Origin of the sequence: Kitasatospora sp. NPDC058965 (assembly GCF_042741245.1) — a bacterium.
Classification (GTDB): domain Bacteria; phylum Actinomycetota; class Actinomycetes; order Streptomycetales; family Streptomycetaceae; genus Kitasatospora.
In genome coordinates this window covers 1-18,699 of record NZ_JBHYKG010000166.1, presented here as the reverse complement: position 1 = coordinate 18,699, position 18,699 = coordinate 1, and the positions used below count along the sequence as shown (strand labels likewise).

Annotated in this window: 21 protein-coding genes; 13 read left to right on the top strand and 8 right to left on the bottom strand. The window is 74.6% G+C overall.

Annotated elements, in window-relative coordinates; translation table 11 throughout:
• The 4 genes from ACFW1A_RS24975 to ACFW1A_RS24960 all read left to right on the top strand — a co-directional run.
• A partial coding sequence (locus tag ACFW1A_RS24975) for a carbohydrate ABC transporter permease (RefSeq protein WP_380411919.1) occupies window positions 1-992 on the top strand: 992 nt, incomplete at its 5' end.
• Window positions 989-1,819 (top strand): carbohydrate ABC transporter permease, encoded by an 831-nt coding sequence (locus ACFW1A_RS24970; protein WP_380411916.1) that lies wholly within the window; start codon window positions 989-991, stop codon window positions 1,817-1,819. The genes ACFW1A_RS24975 and ACFW1A_RS24970, both read left to right, overlap by 4 nt.
• 101 nt (window positions 1,820-1,920) lie before the next feature.
• Window positions 1,921-3,459 carry a beta-N-acetylhexosaminidase gene (locus ACFW1A_RS24965; protein ID WP_380411912.1) on the top strand — a complete coding sequence of 513 codons (1,539 nt, stop codon included), beginning with the start codon at window positions 1,921-1,923 and terminating at the stop codon, window positions 3,457-3,459.
• Between the two features lie 15 nt (window positions 3,460-3,474).
• A complete protein-coding gene (locus tag ACFW1A_RS24960; protein ID WP_380411907.1) occupies window positions 3,475-4,221 on the top strand; it encodes a GntR family transcriptional regulator in 747 nt (248 codons plus the stop codon).
• Window positions 4,222-4,260: 39 nt separating this feature from the next.
• On the opposite strand, the gene ACFW1A_RS24955 is transcribed toward ACFW1A_RS24960, so the two are convergent.
• The 3 genes from ACFW1A_RS24955 to ACFW1A_RS24945 form a co-directional block, all read right to left on the bottom strand.
• Complete coding sequence (locus ACFW1A_RS24955; protein WP_380411905.1) at window positions 4,261-4,980, bottom strand: ribonuclease H; 720 nt, start codon at window positions 4,978-4,980, stop codon at window positions 4,261-4,263.
• 78 nt (window positions 4,981-5,058) lie between these two features.
• Complete coding sequence (locus ACFW1A_RS24950) at window positions 5,059-5,421, bottom strand: nuclear transport factor 2 family protein (RefSeq protein ID WP_380411902.1); 363 nt, start codon at window positions 5,419-5,421, stop codon at window positions 5,059-5,061.
• 32 nt (window positions 5,422-5,453) lie between these two features.
• Window positions 5,454-6,287, bottom strand: a complete 834-nt coding sequence (locus ACFW1A_RS24945) for an SAM-dependent methyltransferase (protein WP_380411899.1) — start codon at window positions 6,285-6,287, stop codon at window positions 5,454-5,456.
• Window positions 6,288-6,366: 79 nt separating this feature from the next.
• Between ACFW1A_RS24945 and ACFW1A_RS24940 the strand changes: the two genes are divergently transcribed.
• Complete coding sequence (locus ACFW1A_RS24940) at window positions 6,367-6,783, top strand: hypothetical protein (RefSeq protein ID WP_380411898.1); 417 nt, start codon at window positions 6,367-6,369, stop codon at window positions 6,781-6,783.
• A 27-nt stretch (window positions 6,784-6,810) separates the two neighbouring features.
• Here the strand turns inward: ACFW1A_RS24940 and ACFW1A_RS24935 are convergent, their stop codons facing one another.
• The gene (locus tag ACFW1A_RS24935; protein WP_380411896.1) at window positions 6,811-7,215 is read right to left on the bottom strand and encodes an immunity 22 family protein; all 405 of its coding nucleotides are present in this window, start codon (window positions 7,213-7,215) and stop codon (window positions 6,811-6,813) included.
• A gap of 48 nt (window positions 7,216-7,263) precedes the next feature.
• On the opposite strand from ACFW1A_RS24935, the gene ACFW1A_RS24930 reads away from it, so the two are divergent.
• The 5 genes from ACFW1A_RS24930 to ACFW1A_RS24910 all read left to right on the top strand — a co-directional run bounded on the left by ACFW1A_RS24930 (window position 7,264) and on the right by ACFW1A_RS24910 (window position 10,274).
• Window positions 7,264-7,677 carry a MarR family transcriptional regulator gene (locus tag ACFW1A_RS24930; protein ID WP_380411894.1) on the top strand — a complete coding sequence of 138 codons (414 nt, stop codon included), beginning with the start codon at window positions 7,264-7,266 and terminating at the stop codon, window positions 7,675-7,677.
• A 375-nt stretch (window positions 7,678-8,052) separates the two neighbouring features.
• A complete protein-coding gene (locus tag ACFW1A_RS24925; RefSeq protein WP_380411891.1) occupies window positions 8,053-8,358 on the top strand; it encodes a hypothetical protein in 306 nt (101 codons plus the stop codon).
• A 152-nt stretch (window positions 8,359-8,510) separates the two neighbouring features.
• Window positions 8,511-8,693 carry a hypothetical protein gene (locus ACFW1A_RS24920; protein ID WP_380411888.1) on the top strand — a complete coding sequence of 61 codons (183 nt, stop codon included), beginning with the start codon at window positions 8,511-8,513 and terminating at the stop codon, window positions 8,691-8,693.
• The gene (locus tag ACFW1A_RS24915; RefSeq protein ID WP_380411885.1) at window positions 8,690-9,340 is read left to right on the top strand and encodes a hypothetical protein; all 651 of its coding nucleotides are present in this window, start codon (window positions 8,690-8,692) and stop codon (window positions 9,338-9,340) included. Before ACFW1A_RS24920 ends, ACFW1A_RS24915 begins: the two co-directional genes overlap by 4 nt.
• A 214-nt stretch (window positions 9,341-9,554) precedes the next feature.
• Window positions 9,555-10,274: a G1 family glutamic endopeptidase gene (locus ACFW1A_RS24910; protein WP_380411883.1), complete on the top strand. Its 720-nt coding sequence runs from the start codon at window positions 9,555-9,557 to the stop codon at window positions 10,272-10,274.
• 64 nt (window positions 10,275-10,338) lie between these two features.
• On the opposite strand, the gene ACFW1A_RS24905 is transcribed toward ACFW1A_RS24910, so the two are convergent.
• Complete coding sequence (locus ACFW1A_RS24905) at window positions 10,339-11,118, bottom strand: NAD(P)H-dependent oxidoreductase (RefSeq protein ID WP_380411880.1); 780 nt, start codon at window positions 11,116-11,118, stop codon at window positions 10,339-10,341.
• 157 nt (window positions 11,119-11,275) lie between these two features.
• Between ACFW1A_RS24905 and ACFW1A_RS24900 the strand changes: the two genes are divergently transcribed.
• Window positions 11,276-12,217, top strand: a complete 942-nt coding sequence (locus ACFW1A_RS24900) for a helix-turn-helix transcriptional regulator (RefSeq protein ID WP_380411877.1) — start codon at window positions 11,276-11,278, stop codon at window positions 12,215-12,217.
• A gap of 69 nt (window positions 12,218-12,286) precedes the next feature.
• Here ACFW1A_RS24900 and ACFW1A_RS24895 read toward each other — a convergent pair whose 3' ends face one another.
• Together ACFW1A_RS24895 and ACFW1A_RS24890 are read right to left on the bottom strand one after the other, a co-directional pair.
• Entirely contained in the window at window positions 12,287-12,760 is a 474-nt protein-coding gene (locus ACFW1A_RS24895) for an NUDIX hydrolase (RefSeq protein WP_380411873.1), read from the bottom strand.
• 119 nt (window positions 12,761-12,879) lie between these two features.
• Complete coding sequence (locus ACFW1A_RS24890) at window positions 12,880-13,251, bottom strand: hypothetical protein (RefSeq protein WP_380411871.1); 372 nt, start codon at window positions 13,249-13,251, stop codon at window positions 12,880-12,882.
• 324 nt (window positions 13,252-13,575) lie between these two features.
• Between ACFW1A_RS24890 and fxsT the strand changes: the two genes are divergently transcribed.
• Together fxsT and ACFW1A_RS24880 are read left to right on the top strand one after the other, a co-directional pair.
• Window positions 13,576-16,089 carry an FxSxx-COOH system tetratricopeptide repeat protein gene (gene fxsT, locus ACFW1A_RS24885; RefSeq protein WP_380411869.1) on the top strand — a complete coding sequence of 838 codons (2,514 nt, stop codon included), beginning with the start codon at window positions 13,576-13,578 and terminating at the stop codon, window positions 16,087-16,089.
• 745 nt (window positions 16,090-16,834) lie between these two features.
• The gene (locus ACFW1A_RS24880; protein WP_380411866.1) at window positions 16,835-17,878 is read left to right on the top strand and encodes a hypothetical protein; all 1,044 of its coding nucleotides are present in this window, start codon (window positions 16,835-16,837) and stop codon (window positions 17,876-17,878) included.
• 63 nt (window positions 17,879-17,941) lie between these two features.
• On the opposite strand, the gene ACFW1A_RS24875 is transcribed toward ACFW1A_RS24880, so the two are convergent.
• Window positions 17,942-18,699, bottom strand: a 758-nt coding sequence (locus ACFW1A_RS24875) for an MFS transporter (protein ID WP_380411863.1), incomplete at its 5' end; no start/stop codon positions are given.

Genomic DNA, 18,699 nt, shown 5'->3' with positions numbered 1-18,699 from the left:
GCCCACCCGTGACCATGGCCACCACCTCCGACTCCCCGCCCGCCGCCGCCGTCCGGGCGCCGGCCCGCCGGCCCGGTCCGCGGCGGCGACCGCGAGCGCGGCGCGAGCCCCGCTCCCTCCCCTACCTGCTGCTGCTCCCGGCCACCGCCGTGCTGGCCCTGGTGCTCGGCTACCCCCTGGCCCGACTCGGCGTCATCTCGCTGCAGGACTACGGACTGCGCACGCTCTTCACCGGCCAGGTCGGCTGGGCGGGCGCGGACAACTACCGGGCGGTCTGGGACGACCCGCAGCTGCTCCCGGTGCTGCTGCGCACGGCCGGGTTCTGCGCCGCCCTGGTCGCCGGCACCCTGGCCGTCGGGCTCGGCGTCGCCCAACTCCTGCTCCGGCTCGGGCCGCTGCTGCGCCGCGCCGTCACCTTCTGCCTGATCGCCTCCTGGGCGATGCCGCCGGTGGCCGGCACGCTGGTCTGGCAGTGGCTGTTCGAGCCCGTCTACGGCGTGGTCAACTGGGGGCTCACCCGGACCGGCCTGTTCGGCGACCTGACCCAGCACGACTGGACCACCACCCCGCTCTCGGCCTTCACGCTGGTCTGGCTGCTGGTGGTGTGGCAGTCGGTGCCGTTCGTCGCGCTGACCCTGTACGCCGGCCTCTCGCAGATCCCGCGCAGCTACTACGAGGCGGCCGCCCTCGACGGCGCCGGCGCCTGGACCACCTTCCGGGTGATCACCCTGCCGTTCCTGCGGCCGGTCCTCGCGCTGGTCACGATCCTCTCGGTGATCTGGGACTTCAACGTCTTCACCCAGATCTGGATCCTCACCCAGGGCGGCCCCAACCAGGGCACCACCACGCTGGGGATCTGGTCGTTCACCAAGGCGTTCAGCGGCAACGCCTTCGGCCAGGGTGCCGCGATCGCGGTGGTCTCGGTGGCGCTGCTGCTCGTCCTGACCCTCTACCACGTGCGCCGCCTGGTCCGATCGGGAGAAGAGCTGTGACCCCCGCCCGTCCGCTGCGGCTGGCGCTGAACACCGCCGCCGTCCTCTTCTGCCTGGTGTGGATCTTCCCAGTGTACTGGATGGTCAACACCGCCTTCAAGCCCTACGGCGACATCCTGCGCAGCACGCCGCGCTTCCTGCCGGTCCCGTTCAGCCTGGCGAACTTCGGCGACGCCGTCCGCAAGCCCGGCTTCCTGACCGACCTGGGGAACAGCCTGCTGGTGACCGGCGCCGTGGTGCTGGTGGCGGTCGTCGTCGCCTTCTTCGCGGCGGTCGCGCTGGCCCGGTTCCGCTTCGCCGGTCGGCGCGGCTACCTGATCGGCGTCCTGGTGCTGCAGATGGTGCCGCTGCCCGCGCTGGTCATCCCGGTCTTCCTCAGCCTGAAGAGCGCCCACCTGCTCAACAGCCTGCTCGGCCTGGGCCTGACCTACGTGGCGGTCGTGCTCCCCTTCACCCTGTGGACCCTGCGCGGCTTCCTGCACGGGATCCCGGTCGAGCTGGAGGAGGCCGCGATGGTCGACGGGGCCGGGCGGCTCACCGTGGTCCGCCGGATCCTGCTGCCGCTGATGGCCCCCGGCACCATCGCCACCAGCGTGTTCGCCTTCATCACCGCCTGGAACGACTACCTCTTCGCCGACGTACTGCTCAAGGACCAGGGCCACCAGACCCTGCCGGTCTGGCTGGTCTCCTTCTCCACCGCCACCGGCACCGACTACGGCGGCCTGATCGCCGCCTCCACGCTCTCCGCGCTGCCGGTGGTCGTCTTCTTCACCGTCATCCAGCGCCGGCTGGTCGCCGGCATGACCGCCGGCGCGGTCAAGGACTGAGCCCGCCGCCCCGACCGCCGGCGCGGTCGGGGACCGACCCCGTCACCCCGACCGGCGATCCGGTCGGGGACCGACCCCCGCGACCCACTGGAAGGGCCGACGTGACCACGCCCCGCCCCGTCCCGCACCTCGTCCCCCGGCCGAACGACCTGACCGCGCTGCCCGGACGCTTCGTCATCCCGCCCGCCCTGCGGCTGGAGACCGGGCCCGGCGCCGAGCCGGCCGCCGCACTGCTCGCCGACTACCTCGGCCCCGGCCGGCCGCGCACCGAGACCGGCCCGCCGATCCGGCTGGAGCTCGACCCCGCCCAGCAGCTCGCGCTCGGCCCCGAGGGCTACCGCCTGGAGGTCCGCCCGCAGCGGGTGGTGCTGACCGCCGCCGCGCCGCACGGGCTGCTCAACGCCGTCCAGACGCTGCGCCAGCTGCTGCCCCCGGCCGCGCTCGTCCCGGCCACCGCACCGGCCGACGCCTGGTGGTGGCCCTGCGTCAGCATCCGCGACCGGCCCCGACTGCGCTGGCGCGGCTTCCTGCTCGACGTCGCCCGCCACTTCGTGCCGCTGGACTACCTGTACCGCACCGTCGACCGGATGGCCCTGCACCGGCTCAACGTGCTGCACCTGCACCTGACCGACGACCAGGGCTGGCGGATCGAGATCGACGGCTGGCCGCGGCTGACCGAGGTGGGCGCCTGGCGCAGCGACCCCGTGCACGGCGGCTACTACACCGCCCGCGAGCTGCGCGGGCTGGTCGACCACGCGGCCGCGCGCGGGATCACCGTCGTCCCCGAGATCGAGATGCCCGGCCACGCCCGCGCCGCCCTGGCCGCCTACCCGCAGCTCGGCAACCGGCCCGAGCAGCGCCTCGACGTGTGGAACCGCTGGGGTGTCAGCGCCGACATCTTCGCGGTCGACGACCGGACCCTGGACTTCTGCCGCCAGGTGCTGGACGCCACCCTGGAGGTCTTCCCCGCCCGCCACGTGCACCTCGGCGGCGACGAGTGCCCCACCACCGCCTGGGAGACCAGCCCCGCCGCCCGGCGGCGCAGCGCCGAGCTCGGCCTGCCCGGCGTGGCCGGTCTGCACGGCTGGTTCCTGGCCCGGATGCACGAGCACCTGAGCGCCCGCGGCCGCCGCACGATGAGCTGGGACGAGACCGGCCACAGCCCCGGCCGGCTGCCCCCCGGGATCGCCCTGACCGCCTGGCGCGAGGCCGCCCACGGCGCGGCGGCCGTCGCCCGCGGCCACCAGGTGGTGATGGCCCCGCACACCGCCACCTACTTCGACTACCCGCAGCGCGACAGCCCGGACGAGCCCGCCGGCCAGCCCGGCGGGACGGTGACGCTGGAGCAGGTGCACGCCTTCGACCCGCTCGCCGGCGGGCTGCGCGCCGTCGACCCCGGTGACGACGGCGCGGGCGTGCTGGGTGCGCAGGCGGCGCTGTGGACCGAGTACGTCCCCACCACCGCGCACGCCGACTACCTCACCTACCCGCGGCTGTGCGCGTTCGCCGAGACCGCCTGGGCGGCCGGCCGGATCCCGTTCGCCGATTTCCTGGCCCGGCTGCGCCCGCACCGCGAACGGCTGGCCGCGCTCGGCGTGGCCACCGCGGTCCCCGTCGGTAGCCCGACCCTTTCCCGCTGAGAGACGATGGCCCCCATGACCAGCAACTCCAAGTCCGTGCCACGAGCGGCCGCCAAGCGCGACCAGGTACGTGCCCACCTCGTCGACATCATCGAGAGGTCCGGGCCGGGCACGAGCCTGACCGCCGAGCGCGACCTGGCCGCCGAGCTCGGCGTCTCCCGCCCCACCCTGCGCGCGGCCATCGAGGACCTGATCCGCAGCGGGCTGCTGGTCCGTCAGCACGGGCGCGGCACCTTCACCGCGCCGCACAAGGTCACCCAGGAGATGACCGGCACCACCACCAACGCACTGGCCGTGCCGCCCGCCGAGGGCGACTGGACCAGCCGGGTCGTGGTCTTCGCCACCGCACCGGCCGGTCCGTCCCGGGCCGCCCGCCTCGGCCTCGACCCGCAGGACCCGGTGCTGCGGGTGGTCCGGGTCCGGTACGTGGACGGCGAGCCGATGTCGATCGAGCGCCTGGAGCTGCCCGCCGAGCGGGTCGAGGGCCTGACGGCCGGCGACATGGAGAGCGGCAACTTCTACCACCTGCTCCGCGACCGCTTCGGCGTCACCGTGATGGACGCGGTCCAGACCGTCGAGCCCACCGTCGCCAACCCCGAACAGGCCGACCTGCTCGACTGCTCCGTCTACGCGCCGCTGCTCCAGATCGAGCGCGTCACCCGAGACACCACCGGCAGCACCGTCGAGCACGCCCAGTCCGTCTACCGCGGCGACCGCTACCGGATCACCTCCAAGCTCCGGTTCGACGCGGACTCGGGGTGACGGGGAGCAACGGGGGCGGCGACCGCCGCCGGGCCGGGATCAGTGGGCGGCGGCGCACTCCGGGTGGCCCCACCCGGCGCCGACCTTGGTGATGGTGGCGCCCTTGGGGTAGGCCCGGCCGCACGGGCAGGTGCCCGGAAACCGGGCGGCCAGGGTGCGGCCGGTGGACTTGCCGGAGCTCTTGGCCGTGCCGTTGGCACTGCTCCGGGTGGCGCCCGAGGCGGCCCCCGCACGGGCGGGCTTTCGCGCGGCCGCGGCGGTGGCGCTCTGCGGGTCGGGCTCGGGCAGGTCGGCCGCGGTGCCCGCCGCGCCCTGCTGGGTGCGGGCGGCGTCGCTGGCGGCCTTGTCCGCGACGGCGTTCAGCGGGTCCCCGCCCACCTGGTGGGCGGGGACGTAGACGAAGGTCACGTCCCGCCCGGTCAGCAGCACGTCGATGCGCTGGATCAGCTCCTGGTTGGCGACCGGCTTGCCCGCGGCCGTCTTCCACCCGTTGCGCTTCCACCCCGCCAGCCACTTGGTGACGGCGTCGCGGGTGTAGGTGCTGTCCAGCCGCACCTCCAGCGGCACCGCCGGGTCGGTCGACGCCAGCAGCTGCTGCAGCGCGGTCAGTTCGCCGACGTTGTTGGTGCTGTGCCCGAGCGCCCCGGACTCCCAGCGCACCGGTACGGCGGCGCTGTCGGCGACCACGTACGCCCACCCCGCCGGCCCCGGGTTGCCCTTGGCTGCTCCGTCACACGCTGCGATGACTCGTTCGACCATGGGTCGATCATGCCAGCCGGCGGGAGCCGTTCCGACCACGGCACCGGCCAGGGTCCCCGCTGCGCCGGATCAGCCGGATCAGCCGAGGAAGTCGACGCGGTCGATCAGCCCGTCCCGCACCCGGTAGGCCACCAGCACCCGGACGGGCTCCGCGGCCACGCCGTGGGCGACTTCGTGGTCGACCACCCAGTCCCCCTCGGTGAGCCGCCCGAGGATCTCCGCCCGGCAGCGGCCCCGGGCGAACTGGCCGGCGTACGCGTCCCGCAGGGCCTGCCGACCGCGCCACTGGTCGCCGCCGCGCCGGTGCACGACGACGTCCTCGGCGTAGGTGGCGACGAAGGCGTCGAGATCGTGGCCGTTGTAGGCGGCGAGCTGCCGGTCGACCACGCCGCGCGGGTCGGACGGTGAGTGGGGATCGGACGGTGAGTGGGGATCGGTCACGGGGTGGGGATCGGTCACGGGGTGGGGATCGGTCACGGGGTGGGTCCTTCGGTGCGTCGGGCTTCGAGGAAACCCGCCGGCTTCCCGGTCGGGTCGTGCGGAAGCGGGCGCCCGCAGGCGGCGGCCAACTCCTCCAGCGCGGTGAACTCGGTGGTCCAGCCGTGTGCGTCCAGCCAGTCCGCCGTTCCCGGGCCGAGTCCGCCCCGCCACAGGTCGGTCATCTCGGTCAGCCCCGGCTCGCGCGGCGTGGTGCTCACGTCCCGGCCCTGTTCCAGCAGCAGCCGACTGCCCGGCGCCGACAGTGCGCCCACGGCGTCGAGCAGACCGGCCGCCTCGGCGGGCTCCAGGTAGACCAGCAGCCCCTCGGCCAGCCACGCGGTCGGCTGCGCCGGGTCGAAGCCCGCCGCGACCAGCCGGTCGGGCCAGTCCGGGTCCACCAGGTCGGCCCGCAGCGCGGTGCGGTCGCAGGCGGGCACCGCCGACAGCCCGTCCAGCACCCCCTGCTTGAAGTCCAGCACCGGCGCCAGGTCGACCTCGAACAGCCGGGTCCCGGGCGGCCACGGCAACCGGTACGCGCGGGCGTCCAGCCCCGCGGCGAGCAGCACCACCTGCGACACCCCGGCGGCCAGCAGCCGATCGTCGTAGAACCGGGTGCGCAGGATCCCGTGCGCGACCAGCCGTTGGGCGAACCCGCCCGTCGGCGGCCCGCCGGCCGGCATCGACAGGCCCGCGGCGGCGACGAACACCGCGGCGTACGGATCGTTGAACAGCGGCGCGGGCCGGGAGCTCTCGAAAGCGCGCACCATGGCCACGGACAGGGCGGTGCGGGAGACCGGGCTCAACGGCTCGGCGGTGGGGTTCGCCATGGTCGGAATCTACATCGGTGCCGATGCATCTGTGAAGATGGACCTGAGCCCACGCCCCGGTGGGTGCGACGATGCGGGCATGACCTGGTACCTGACGGTCCGCCCCGACGACCACTACGGCGGGAGCGTGCCGACCTGCGTGCTGGTGTCCCACCTGGATGCGGTGCCCGGCCTGCTGCGGACCGATGGCTCGTCCTACCGGACCGAGGGCGGCCCGGACCGGATCCACTTGATCCTGGCCGCGTGCGACGGCTCCGGGAGCTACGCCGCCCACCCGGACCGGGTGCCGCAGCGGCTCAACGCGGTCGAGCTCGTCTGCTCGTCGGCCGCACCCGGCAGCGCCTACCGGACCGCGGTGGCGCTGGCGGTGGGGATCGCCGACCGGCTCGGCTGGGAGGTGGTCGACGCGGAGAGCGAGGAGCTCGTGCACACCGGGCCGGCTGTACCGGTGCCGGCCCGCTGCGCCGTCAAGTGTCCCGCCTGCGCGCCGCCGTAGGCCGGCGGGCCCTGCCCCGGGCGCGCCTCACTCGCCGCCCGCGCCCGGGGCGGGGTCGTACGGATAGGTGCCGAGCAGCGTCAGCAGCCCGGGCCGGTCGCGCAGCGGGGCGGCGTCGCATCCGTAGACCAGGTAGAGGGCGTTCACCCCGGGCCGGTCGGCGAGGTCGAGCCCCGCCCGCCCGGCGAAGGTGGGACCGTAGCTGTGCTCGGCGAGGGTGCGGACGGGGTCGTCGGAGACACTGCCCTCGGCGAAGTCCTCGTCGTACCAGCCGATCCCGGTGTCGAGTTGGAAGCGGCTGGCCGACCCGCCCTCGTCGCCGTAGCCCATGCTGACGTGGTCGAGCAGCTCGTCCTCGTCGCGGACGCGGCCCGCCCAGATCGAGACGGTGCCGGGCGCTTCCAGCCCTGTGCGGAACTCGGTGCCTGCCATGCGCACCAGGCTACCGAGAGTGCATCGGCGCCGATGTATTCTGCGGGCGTGGACGGCGTGCAACTCCTCAGACTCGGCAAGCGGCTGGCCGAGCTCGGCCGCGAGATGGCCGTCGATCCCGCCGCCGGCACCCTGACCCCCGGCGAGATCGCGGTGGTCGCCGACGTCCACCAGCACCCCCACACCTCGGTGCAGGAGATCCGCGTCCGCACCGGCTTCGCCCAGAGCCACGTCTCCACCTCGGTCGCCCGACTGCGGGAGCGCGGCCTGCTGGACGCGGCCCCCGACCCGGCGGACGGCCGACGCACCCTGCTCACCGTCTCCGCGCGGGCCCGCCGCGCCATCCGCGCCTGGGTGAGCCGCCCCGCCGATCCGGTGATCGCCAGGGCCCTCCCCGATCCGGACCGCGCCCGCCGGGCCACCGAGCTCCTGGACGAGTTGGCCACGCTGCTGCTGCCGTGACCGCCCCGACCGGGCCCACGACCGCGACCGTTCCGCAGGCGCGCCGGCTCGGGTGGGGCCGGTGCTGGCGAGCCTCGCTGCAGGCCCTTGATCCCCGGCGCCGGTTGGGCCGTGACCTCCCCCGCGCAGACCGGGAGGGTAACCGTTCGGTTTGCGGTGTTGGATGCTCCGCCACCGACCCCACCCACGATCACCGTAGGGCCCCCCACTGACGGACCGCGGTCTGCCCGTGCGCGGATCCGGCCGCCCCGATCCGGCCGCCACGAGCTGAAATCACGTCAAATTACGATCCTCATTCATCTGAGCCTATGTCAAGCCGTCGCGGAGATGCCTGAATGGTGCCGTCCACCCAGCCCGACGAAGGGAGTTCACCCCATGAGCATGCTCGCCCGCCTCGCCGGCACCGCAGCGGCCGCCGGCGCCCTGGTCCTGGCCGTCGCCATCCCCGCCTCGGCCAACCTGCAGTACGGCCTGATCTCTGACACCGGCGACGGCGCCACCCCCGACGCAGCCATCCGGGCGGCCCGCACCGCGGCGATCAAGGACGCGGCCGACCTCGGGTACATGCCGAACACCTGCGTCACCTCCGGCCGCCCCGCGGTCCTGCCGTACTCCGGCGGCTACGAGGCGACCGTCACGGTGGAGTGCCGCTCGGAAACCGTCCCCACCACCACCCAGTGACCCGGCTCCACCCCACCCCCTGAACCACCCCCGGCCCGCCTCCACGTTCGGCCGGGGCCCCCCCCCGGCCGAACGCCCCGCACGAGCGCACCCCGGGGGTCCCGCAGCCAAAGTCCGTGGCGGCGCGGCAGGGGGTCCGGCATGATCACCGTGTGCTGCTGATGCCGTCCGCCCGCAAGACGTTCGCCTCCGACGACCTCGCCCGCCGCCCGAACGGCGGCGGCGAGGCGTGCCGATTCCTCGTGCTGAACGGGGAGTTGACGTGGGACGGGGTCGGCACGGCGTTGCCGGCTGGGCTGCCGCAGGCCGGCGTGGGCGTGGGGCGTGCCGGGTGACCAGTTTCCTGACCCACCGGGCGCGCGTGCACGACGCCGGGCTCCCGGTGCACCGGCGGCACAGCGCGCTGCGCACCTGCCTCACCGAGTTCGCGCCCTACGGCCTGCGCGCGACGTACCACCACCTCACGCTGAGCGCCCGGATCCCCCGGCGGCTGGAGGCGGACCCGGACGCGCTGGTGCGGGCGGTGGAGGAGTTGCACGAGGCGCGGGTGCTCTGGCTCGCGCGGGAGCGGGAGTACGCGGCGCAGCGGCGGGCGGAGAAGCGGGCCGGGCGGCGGGCGGTGCCGGTGCCTCGGCCGTGGTGGCTGTGCAGGTGGTGGGACGGCTCGGACCGCGCCTGGTACTACGACCCGTTCCGCCACCCGTCGCTGCCCCTGCCCGCGTACGTCCGACGCCGGAACGCGCTCCTCGACGGCGCCGTGCTGCCGGGCTGCCCGGCCTGCGGTGACGAGGGGCCACCGGTGTCGCACGCGACCGGCCACGGCTGGGTCGACCTGTGCGGTCGGTGCGCCTGGGTGCTGGCACCGTGTCCGTGCGGTCAGGTGCACACCCTCCACGACTACCCGAAGGCGTGGCCCGGGATCTGGCGGCGGGCTCACATGACCAACGAGGGCACCCGCAACCCGCACTGGCCTGCGGGCTGACGCCTGCCGAACCGGCCACCGCCACCGCCGTCCCGGCACCCCGAGCCCCCGTCAAGCCCGCCACCAGCCAGGACACTTCCCCCCGCGGCCAATGCCGTTGAGGCCCTTGCCACGGTCATGACAGTCGGTCATCCTGTACTGCCACAGCCCCCGGCCGCCCCATCGGCTCGGGCAGGCGTGCGAAGACGTGCTCACCCCCCACGAAGGAGCCAGCATGCGCCGTTTCCTGATACGCGTCGCCACTCTCGCGGCCGCGGCCACCACGCTCGCGGTGCCGGCCGTACCGACCACTGCGGCGGCCGCGCAGGAACTGTCGTTCCGTCCCCTGCAGTACAACACCAACGGCTACAACTGGGGTGGCTACGCCGCCACGGGCAGCGGGTTCACCTCTGTCTCGGCGACCTGGACCGAGCCGCGGGCGACCTGCAACTCGACCAACGACCTGTACGCCCCCTGGGTCGGCATCGACGGGTACGGCTCCTCCACCGTCGAGCAGACCGGCGTCGCGACCGACTGCTCCAGCGGCAGCCCGGTCGACCAGGCCTGGTACGAGATGTACCCGGCGAACCCGGTCTACCTGAGCCTCAGCTCGTACCCGGTGTCGGCCGGCGACGTCATCTCCGCCTCGGTGACCTACGCCGGGAGCAACAAGTACACCTTGAAGCTGACCGACTCCACCCGGGGCTGGACCTACACCACCAGCAAGTCCCTCACCGCGAAGCGGACCAGCGCCGAGGTCATCATCGAGTCGCCGACCGGGGCGTACCCCAACTTCGGCACGCTGAGCTTCTCCTCGGCCACCGTGAACGGCAAGTCGCTCGGGTCGTTCGCCCCGACCGCGCTCGACCCCAGCTCGGGCGGCACCTACGAGGCCCGGACCAGCGGGCTGGGCTCCAGCGGCACCAGCTTCACCGACACGTTCCTGCACGAGTAGCCGCACCCGCGCCGGGGCGCTCCGGCGCCCCGGCGCACGCGCGCCCGCACCGTGCTGCGGGCGGTCACCCGCGCACGTGCAGCCCGAAGCCCCGCCGTCCGGCGGGCTCGAGTCCCTCCCGCAGGTGCAGCGAGGGGATCTCGTAGTCGCCGAAGTTCTGCCGCCGGAACGGGATCGGTTCGGTCGACTCCAGGGTGAGCAGCCGCTGCTCCCACGCCTTGGCGATCTCCGGGAAGTCGGCGTCGGTCATCCGGTCGGCGCCGTACAGCACGAACGGCGGCAGCACCTCGATCCCCGGGTAGTAGAGGATGCCGTGCTGGATCGGGAAGAGCAGGTCGTCGATCGGGCCGTTGATCCCGCGGGCGGCGTAGTGCGGCTCCGGTCCGCCGGCGGTCACCGACAGCAGGGCCCGACGGCCCGCCAGGGTGCCCTCCCCGAACCGCTCGCCGTACTTGGTGGCGCTGTGCTCGCCGACGCCGTAGGCGAAGTGGTAGGTGAACACCCGGTCCACCCAGCCCTTGAGGATCGCCGGCATCGTGTACCACCACAGCGGGAACTGGAAGACGATCGTGTCGGCCCAGAGCAGCTTCTCCTGCTCGGCGCGCACGTCCGGGGTGAGCGTCCCGGCGTCGAAGGCCCGCCCGGAGTCCAGGGCCACCTGCAGCGGGGTCGAGGCGTCGGGGCCGTAGTCCGCGGCGTCCACCACCGCCTTCCAGTTCATCGCGTACAGGTCGCTCACCCGCACCTCGTGGCCGGCGCCCTCCAGGGTGGACACCGCGAGGTCCTTCAGCGACCCGTTGAGCGACTTCGGCTCGGGGTGGGCGTAGACGATCAGGGTCTTCACGGGAACTCCTCGGGATCAGGATCGGATGCGGTCTCGGACAGCTCCGATTCTGCGAGCCGGGGCGCCCGGTGTTCAGGGGCTGCGCTTCCGTAGGACAGCACTTCCTGGTACTCGCAGGGCCACCCTCACCGGGCCCCGCCGCGCCCATACTTGGGGCATGGACGATCTTGCGGGCTTCCTCCGGACCAGGCGGTCGCGGGTCGACCCGACCGCCGCAGGCATCCCGACCGACAGTCGCCGCCGGGTCGCGGGGCTGCGCCGGGAGGAGGTCGCGCACCTGTCGGGCGTCAGCGTCGACTACTACGTGCGCCTGGAGCAGGGCCGCGCGACCCAGCCCTCCGAGCAGGTCCTCGACGCGCTGGCCCGGGTGCTCGGCCTCGACGAGACCGAACGCGGCCACCTCCACCGGCTGGCCCGGCAACCCCGGCAGCGCGCCAAGGCACCCGGCGGGCGGGTCCGGCCCGAACTGCTGCGCGTCCTCGGCCTGGTCACCGGGGCCCCCGCGCTGATCATGGACCACCGGATGGACGTGCTGGCCGGCAACCGCCTCGCCGGGCTCCTCTACGGCCGGCCGATGCCTGGGCTGAACACGGCCCGGCACATCTTCCTCGACGAGGCCGAGCGCGGCCTCTACGCGGACTGGGAGCACTGCACCCTCGATGTGGTCGGCCACCTGCGGCTGGCTGCCGGCAAGTACCCCGACGACCCCCGCCTGGCCTCGCTGATCGGTGAGTTGGCCATGGGCAGCGAGCGGTTCCGCCGCCTCTGGGCCCGGGCGGACGTGCGCGCCCGCACCCACGGCCGCAAGGTGTACCGGCACCCGCTGATCGGTCTGCTGGAGCTGCACCACGAGAACTTCGCACTGCCGGACGAGTCGGGCATGGAGCTCCTGGTGCTCTCCGCGACCCCCGGCAGCCCCGCCGAGGACGGGCTGCGCCTGCTCGCGGGCCTGGGCGCGGCGGACGGGGGTGCGGCGGGCCCGGGCGCGGCGGACCCGGGCACGGGCACGGGCACGGGCACGGCGGACGGCGGACGGCGACGCGCGGTCCGCGGCGAACGTGCCGGTCCGCGAGTGACGCCGCGTCGCGGTTCGCCCTGACGGGGCCTCGGCCGGTCGGGACCCCAGCCGGTCGGGTCGTCGGGCGCGGGCGGCGGCGAGCACCGCGCCTCAGTGCCGGACCGGGCCCCCGATCGGGACCGCCGCGAGGTGACCGGTCGCCGGGCGGTCCCGGGCGAGCGCGAGGCCGACGTCGACCAGCGAGGACCGGTGCCGGGCGGCGACGTCCGGGATCGCCGTCCACACGGATTCGGCGGTCTCGCCGCCGGGTTCGGGCCGCAGCCGGCCGCCGGTGATGCGGACCAGGTAGAACACACCGACGTTCTGGTGCGGAACCTCCCCGGGCGTGCGGCGCTCGGCGACCGGGATGACCCGCGAATCGACGCCGAGCAGCCGCTCGACCGTCCCGGTGCAGCCGGTCTCCTCGGCCAACTCCCGGATCACCGCGTCGAACGGGTCCTCCGCGTGCTCGACCCTCCCGCCCGGCAGGGTCCAGGTGCTCTCGCCCTCCGCGGAGACGTGGCGGGCGAGCAGCACCCGGTCGCCCTCGATGCACACGGCGTACGCCGCCAGCCGGAGACTCATCCCCGCACCGTACACCGGCGACCGCGGCCGCCCGCCCGCCCGCGTGTCCCCACCGCCGCGGCCCGCGCCGGCCCGACGATGCCTCAGGCGCCGGGTCAGGCGACGCGTCAGGCGACGCGTCAGACCTGCAGCGTGGCCTCGATCTGCTTGAGCCGGTGGCGAGCCATCGCGAGGTTCGCCCGGGAGCGGTCCAGCACCACGTAGAGGAACAGGCCCTGCCCGGTCCGCGAGGTCAGCGGGCGGATCACGTGGTACTGCCCGGTCAGCGTCACCAGCACGTCCTCGATGCCCTCGTCGAGCCCGAGCATCTCCATGGTGCGCATCTTCGCCCGCACCAGGTCCGTGTTCCCCGCCGCGGCGACCGCGAGGTCCAGGTCGCGCCCGCCGCCCATCACCCCCAGCGCCATCCCACTGCCGTAGTCGACCAACGCCACTCCCAGGGCGCCCTCGATCGTCATCGCTTCCTTCAATGCCACGTCTGTCTCAGCCATGTCGGAGACGCTAGAACCTTCAGCGGCTCAAAAACTGTGAATTGAAGAATTTTGCAACTGGGCCGGGCGGGCCCCGTAGGATGTGCCCGCGCCCGAGTCGCGTCGGCAGCAACGAGGGCTCGTGGCAGCTGCGCTGACTGGACGTCAGGCCGGAGCTGCCCGCGCTGCCGTCTTCGCCGACTTCCGGGGTTCGGGTACCGCCGTTGGAGCGCGTGGCGATTGGCGGCCGGCGGTTCTGGGGACGGTGCGGGGTGACGTGACTCATCCATGGGCCGGCAACGGCGCGGGACGGGGGTCGGTGTGGGCAGTCGCAGGCGGGCGCGCGTGGGTTCCCTCGTCAGCGGGTCGGGGGCGGCGGCGACGTGCGCGCTCGGCGTGGTGACCAACTACGTGGCCAGCGGCGTGCCCGGCTGGGCGTCGAACCGCTGGGTGGTGTGGTCGGTCTTCGGTGCGCTCGCGGCGGCCTCGCTGACGCTGGGACTGATCGGCCGTCGGCTCGATGTGGCCGAGCCGACCGGCACCGGCGGGCCGGTGGGACTCGTCCCGCTGGCGCGGGTGCTGGGCGGTGGCATGTCGTCGTCGCTCCGGGCACCGCACGCCGCAGTCCCGGTCCGCGGCCGGGACGGCGAACTCGAGGCGCTGCGGCGGCTGCTGGCCCGCCCGCAGGGCCGGTACGCGGTGCTGTGCGGCGTGGGCGGCATCGGCAAGACCACCCTGGCCGCCGCACTGGCCGGTGTCGCCCGCGCCGAGGGCCGCGCGGTGTTCTGGATCCGCTGGCGCACTCCCGAGGAGCTGGCCGAGCAGCTGATCCGCACCGCCCTGGCCTGCGGCCTGCCCGAAGCCCGGCTGGAGGAGGCCCGGGCCGGCCGGGCGGGGCTGCCGGACGTGGTCTGGGAGCAGCTGGAACGGTCCGGGCGCTGGCTGCTGGTCCTGGACAACGTCGACGCTCCGCGGGAGGTCGGCCCCGACGGTGAGGACGTGGCGTCCTACCGGGGGTGGATCCGACCGAGCCGGCGGGGGCTGCTGCTGGTCACCAGCCGCAACACCGACCCCGCCGTGTGGGGACCGCAGGCCGTCGTCCGCCGGATCGCGCCGTTGGCGGCCGCGGCCGGCGGCCAGGTCCTCAGCGACCTGGCGGCCGACGCGGGGACCACCGACGAGGCACGGGCACTCGCCGACCGGCTCGGCGGCCTGCCGCTCGCGCTGCACGCCGTCGGCCGCTATCTGGCCGCACCCGGCAGCCGCCACCGTGCCTTCTCCGCCTACGCCGACGCCCTCGACACGCAGTTGGGCACCTTGCTCGCCGCTGCCCCGGCCACGTCCGGCGACGCGGCCGCCGGCCGGAGCCTGGTCCGCCGGACCTGGGAGCTCTCGCTGGACCAACTCGCCGCCGACGGCGTCCCGCTGGCCCGGCCGGTGCTCCGGCTGCTCTCCCTGCTGGCGCTGTCCCCCGTCCCCGTCTCCCTCCTCACCCCCGACCTGGTCGCCGAGGCGGTCGGGGAACCGGCCGGCGAGGTCGAGCTGGAGGCCGCGCTCAACGGCCTGCACACCTACGGACTCGTCGACACACCCACGCGCCAGGACGGGCAGCGGGTCCTCGGCCAGGTGACCCTGCACCCCCTGGTGCGCGAGATCACCGCCCATGCCCACACCGTCGAGGCCGTCGACCCCGACCGCTACCGCCGGGCCCTCGGCACCCGGCTGACCCGCGCGGCCCGGGAGGTGACCGGTGCCGGCACGGCCGGCTGGGACGGCGCCCGGCTGCTCGCCCCGCACCTGCTCGGCGCCGCGGAACTCGCCGTCAACGAGCGCAACGCGGAGCTGGCCGACGCCGTCGACCGCCTGAGCCGGTTCCTCGACGAGGCGGGCGACTACAGCAGCGCGCTGCAGCTCAGTCAGGCGGCCGCCCCGATCAACGACCGCGCGCTCGGCCCCCACCACCCCGCGACGCTGCGCGGCCGCAGCACCCTCGCCGACGTGCTCGACCGCCTCGGCCGGTACCGCGAGGCGGCCGACCTGCACCGGCAGGTGCTCGCCGCCCGGGAGCAGGTGCTCGGCGCCGACGACCCCGCCACCGTGCGCAGCCGCAACGACCTGGCCAACGCCCTCGACCACCTCGGGCACCACCAGGAGGCCGCCGACCTCCACCAGGCCGTCCTCACCGTCCGGGAGCGGGCCCTCGGACCCGAGCACTGCGACACCGTGCGCAGCCGCAGCGACCTCGCCAACGCCCTCGACCACCTGCGGCGCCACCAGGAGGCGGCCGACCTGCACCGGGAGGTGCTCGCCGTCCGGGAACGCGTCCTCGGCCCGGACCACCCCGACACCCTGCACAGCCGCAACAATCTCGGCCTGGCCCTCGGCTACCTCGGCCGCCACCAGGAGGCCGCCGACCTGCACCGGCAGGCGCTCACCGACTACGAACGGGTGCTCGGCGCCGAGCACCCGGACACCATGAACAGCCGCAACAACCTCGGCCTCGCCCTCGACGACCTGGGCCACCACCAGGATGCCGCCGACCTTCACGGCGAGGTGCTCGCCGCCTACGAGCGCGTCCTCGGCCCCGACCACCCCGACACCCTGCACAGCCGCAACAACCTCGGCCTCGCCCTGCACCACCTCGGCCGCCACCGGGAGGCCGCCGAGCTCCACCGCCGGACCCTCGCGTCCTACGAACACCTCCTCGGCCCCGACCACCCCACCACCGTGCACAGCCGCACCAACCTCGCAGCCGCCTCGGAGGCGGCAGAGCATGCGGCGCGGGGTGCGGGGCTGGCGCGGGGTACGAGGGCGAGGGTGGGGGCGGGCCGGTGGGTTCTGTGGCCCAGGCGCAGTTGAGTCTGCTCAGCGCACGAACTGCGCCACGCACCCCGCGACCGCACTCACCGCACCCAGCACAGCGATCACCACCTGCGCCCGCGTGTTCGGATCCAGCCGCCTGCGGCCACGGCCCGGATCCTTCGCCCGCTTCCGCATGTCCACCTCCTCCCGGGAACCACCTGCGGGAGGCCGGCCTGTCCGACCACGCCCCGCAGCGCGTCACTCGTAGGACACACGCTGCGCTCCGCAGCAGGCCAGTCGGCGAGCCCTGGCGAACCCTGGCGAAGGGTCGCGTGGCAGATGACAGCCCGTTGGCCTGCCGCAGTCCCTCCGCGCGTCACGCTCCGGGTGGTGCAGCGGCACCGCGCACGCCGCTGACGATGCCTCGGCCGTCCGACCGCTGCCCCTGGCGCAGGTGGACCGCCACCGGGCCCACAGCTCACGATTCGCCGGCCACGTCCATGGGCGAACGGCGCTACCGGCTGACCCGGGATGCACTCGCGCGCCCGGAGGAGGTCCAGCTGGTGGCGCAGCCGTACTCGGGGTCCTTGTGTGTCGTCCTCCTGGACTTCGTAGTAGCCGTGCTCCAGCAGGCGGGTGCCGTCGTCGGCCGCGACGGAACGAAGCCAGGGCCCGGGCCGATGGCGGCGCCGGACCGCGTCGAAGAACCTCCGGTCCCCGCCACGCCCGCGCCCGCAACCAAGATCCTTGCCCGCTCGTCCTCCTGATCGATCGGCGACGGACGGACACCTGGAGGACACCGATGGCCGCGGTCGAACCGCATGTTCAGCAGGCGGTCCCGGCGCTGCAGGACCCGCTGACGGTCCGTCCGGAGCCGGGCCGGCACCTACAAACCCGGCCGCGCCGACAGGTCGTCACGCTCGGCGTCGCGTGCGCCGTGCCGTCGCTGGTTGCGGTGGCCGTCGGCAGCGCGGCGCCGTTCGTCGGTCGTCCGGACGGTGCGCGGGCGTTGGCGGTCCTGCAGCTCGTGCTGACCCTCGCGGCCGCCGTGCCCGCGCTCTGGCTCGGCGCCCGCGCGCTGCGGGCGGGCGGGATGCAGCGGCGCGGGCCGGCGGTCCTCGCAGCGGCCGCGCTGGTCGCGCTCGGTCTGGCCGCCACGCACGGGCTGGCCCTGGTGCTGCCGTTCCGCCCCGGTCTGCTGAGCGTGTTGGTCTTCGCCGTGCCGCCGTTCGCCCTGGCCGCCGGCGCGGCGCTGCGCTCGCGCACCGCGCTGCTCGCGGCCGGGGGCACGGTGCTGGCCCTGTTCGCCCTCGCGGTGCCGTTGCGCGGACTGCAGCAGCAGGTGGGACTCCAGGACCTGCTGCTCGGCACCGGCGTCCCGTCCCGGTCGCTGCTGCAGCCGGTGCTGTCCGCGGACGTCGAGCGCACCGGGGTCGGCAGCGACGGGCACCGGGCGGTGTTCACGTTCACCGACCCTCAGGACCGGGACACCGGCGGGCTCAGCGACGGCTTCGACAAGGCCGCGGTCGAGACGGTCAGGCCGGGCTACGGCGACCCGTGTGCCACTCCCGTCGCGCGCTCGGACGGCGAGCGCCTCACCGCGGCCGCGCCGCTCGCCCCCTGTGTGCCGCAACCGGGCGGTCTGTGGTGCGACGCGGCGAACCGGTGCGTCCTGCAGCGCGACGGCCTCACCCTCACGCTCGCCGTGGCACCGGAACTGAGCACCCTCGACGGGGGTCGGCAGGTGCCCGCGGCGCTCCGCGCGACCCACCCGGCGAGCGACGCCGAACTACGTTCCCTGGAGGGCTGGTTGCCGTCCAGTTGGCTGGGCCGGCTGCTGCTCTGACAGGGCGGGAGGAGTCGGGTGCCGTCGCTCGCGCGGCGGCGCCGGTGCACTGTCCGGCCCGCGTCAGGCGCGGCTGCCGGACAGCTCCGGCTCGCGCGGCGGCGTCCGGTCGCGGCGGGGCAGCAGCAGCGGGGTACCCAGGATGAGCAGTCCCGCGACGGCGAGCGTGGTGCGCGGGCCGGTGGCGTCGGCGAGCAGCCCGCCGAGCGCGGTGCAGAGGGCGATGGCCGCCTGCTGGCCGATCGACCAGGCCGACAGGGTGCGCGCGACGAGGTGCTGGGGCGTGCGTTCGAGCCGGTAGGTCGCGAGCACCGGGGTGTACAGACTCATGTGGACGATGATCGCCAGCTCGACGGCCATCACGGTGACCAGGCCGACGACGCCGGGACGGACGAAGGCGAGGCCGATCAGCCAGACGGCCCGCAGGGTGCCGACGGTCCGGAAGACCCGCTCCCGGCCGTACCGCGCCACCACCCGGGAGGCCAGGCGGGAGCCGATCAGCCCGCCCAGGCAGGGAGCGGCGAAGGCCAGTCCGTACTGCCAGGGCGGGAAGCCGAGTTGGCGCAGCAGCAGGACGGCCAGCACCGGCTCGGTGGCCATGATCAGGCCGCCGACGAGCAGGTTGTTGAGGTAGAGCGCCCGCAGCGCGGGGTCGCCCAGGAGGTGCCGCCAGCCGTCGAGCACCGCGCCGGCCCGCCGGGGGCCGGCGCCGTTCGGTCGCGGCGCCTCCTCGTGGTGGCCGCGGATCGCGGCGATGCCGAGCGCGGAGAGCAGGTAGCTGGCGGCGTCGGCCAGCACGGTGACCACCGGCCCGAGCAGGC